This is a genomic window from Rhizobacter sp. P3_B12 (assembly GCF_056402895.1).
Genome location: NZ_JBFUGN010001060.1, coordinates 1 through 2031, shown reverse-complemented (window position 1 = coordinate 2031; position 2031 = coordinate 1). Strand labels below are relative to the sequence as shown.

The following is a 2031-nucleotide window of genomic DNA, read 5'->3' as shown; positions in this document are numbered from 1 at the left end:
CAGCAACCCCGCCTGCGCATACACCATCAGCTTCTCGCGCGTGTCGGCGATGTCGAGGTTGCGCATCGTCAGCTGGCCGATGCGGTCCAGCGGCGAGAACGGCGCATTCTCGACCTTCTCCATCGACAGCCGCTCCGGCGCGTAGGTCAGGTTCGGGCTCTCGGTGTTGAGGATCGAGTAGTCGTTGCCGCGGCGCAGCTCCACCGTCACCTCGCCGGTGACGGCGCGCGCCACCCAGCGCTGCGCGGTCTCGCGCAGCATGATGGCCTGCGGGTCGAACCAGCGGCCCTGGTACAGCAGCCGGCCGAGCTTCAGGCCGTTCATGCGGTACTGCTCGATGGTGTCCTCGTTGTGGATGCCGGTCACGAGGCGCTCGTAGGCGATGTGCAGCAGCGCGAGGCCCGGCGCCTCGTAGATGCCGCGGCTCTTGGCCTCGATGATGCGGTTCTCGATCTGGTCGCTCATGCCCAGGCCGTGGCGGCCGCCGATGCGGTTGGCCTCGAGGAACAGCGCCACCGGGTCGGTGAAGCCCTGCCCGTTCAACGCGACCGGGCGGCCCTCTTCGAAGCGCACCGTGACCTCCTCGGCCTTCACCGCCACGTCGTCGCGCCAGAAGGCCACGCCCATGATCGGGTTGACGATGCGGATGCCGCTGTTCAGGTGCTCCAGGTCCTTCGCCTCGTGCGTGGCGCCGAGCATGTTGGAGTCGGTGGAGTAGGCCTTCTCGGCCGACATCTTGTAGCCGAAGCCGGCCTTCGTCATGAAGGCCGACATCTCGGCGCGGCCGCCCAGCTCGTCGATGAACAGCTGGTCGAGCCAGGGCTTGTAGATCTTCAGGTTCGGGTTGGTCAGCAGGCCGTAGCGGTAGAAGCGCTCGATGTCGTTGCCCTTGAAGGTGCTGCCGTCGCCCCAGATGTTGACGTCGTCCTCCTTCATCGCGGCGACCAGCATCGTGCCGGTGACCGCGCGGCCGAGCGGCGTGGTGTTGAAGTAGGTGATGCCGGCGGTGGAGATGTGGAAGGCGCCGGCCTGCAGCGCGGCGATGCCTTCATTGGCCAGCTGCAGCCGGCAATCGACCAGGCGGGCCTTCTCGGCGCCGTACTGCATCGCCTTGCGCGGGATCTCGTCGTAGTCGGGCTCGTCGGGCTGGCCGAGGTTGGCAGTGTAGGCATAGGGCAAGGCGCCCTTGAGCTTCATCCAGTGCAGCGCGGCGCTGGTGTCCAGGCCGCCGGAGAAGGCGATGCCGACTTTCTGCCCGAGGGGCAGGTTCTGGAGGATGGTGGCCATCTGGGGTCTTCGAGAGAGGGGAAAGGGTCCGACGAGCGGGGCGGGCCGCTATTTTCGGTCTTTTTTCATCCAGTCCCGCCGAGGCTCGTTTGGCACGAAGCCTCCATCGTTTCTGCACACTGATTTTGTATTTGCGCGGGCGCGCGCAGATACGGGCTTTGTCGGTGCATGTCATCGATGCAGACCATGCTTGTCGTCGCTCCAGCTCGGCGCTTCAATGCGCGCAGTGCGCTTGCCAGGCAGTCCCCTCGAGAGGGTGTGGCAGCGCGAATGCTCAACCACCTACTGAAATCCGACGATGAACACGACGACCCACGCAGGGGTCTTTGCTGTTGCGACCTGCCTGCTTCTGCCTGCTGTCCCATGCCACGCCGATATCCCGCCTCCGCCGGTGTCGCCAACGCCAGTCCGCGCCTATGAATACGACGCCGAAGGAAACGTCACCAAGATCACCCGCGATCCGGGCGGCCTGAACATCCAGACGCGTGTGGGCTACGACSCGCASTACCGYGTGAAGGAKCTGACCGACCCGAAGAAYGGCAAGACSGYGATCGAGTAYGACGGMGGWGGMCGSCCGACSAAGGTGACCGACCCGCGCAACCTGGTCACGCAGTACCCGCGCAACGGTTTTGGCGATGCGACGCAGCTGATCAGCCCGGACACCGGTATCACCAACATCACCTACGACGCGGCGCGGCGTCTGAAGACCCGCACCGACAGCCGTGGCGTCACCGAGACCTACAC

1 protein-coding gene is annotated in these 2031 nt (G+C 65.6%); it reads right to left on the bottom strand.

What is annotated here, in order from left to right; genetic code table 11:
* A partial coding sequence (argG, locus tag AC1D01_RS32045; protein ID WP_477873545.1) for an argininosuccinate synthase occupies nt 1-1287 on the bottom strand: 1287 nt, incomplete at its 3' end.
* Nucleotides 1288-2031 lie beyond the last annotated feature (744 nt).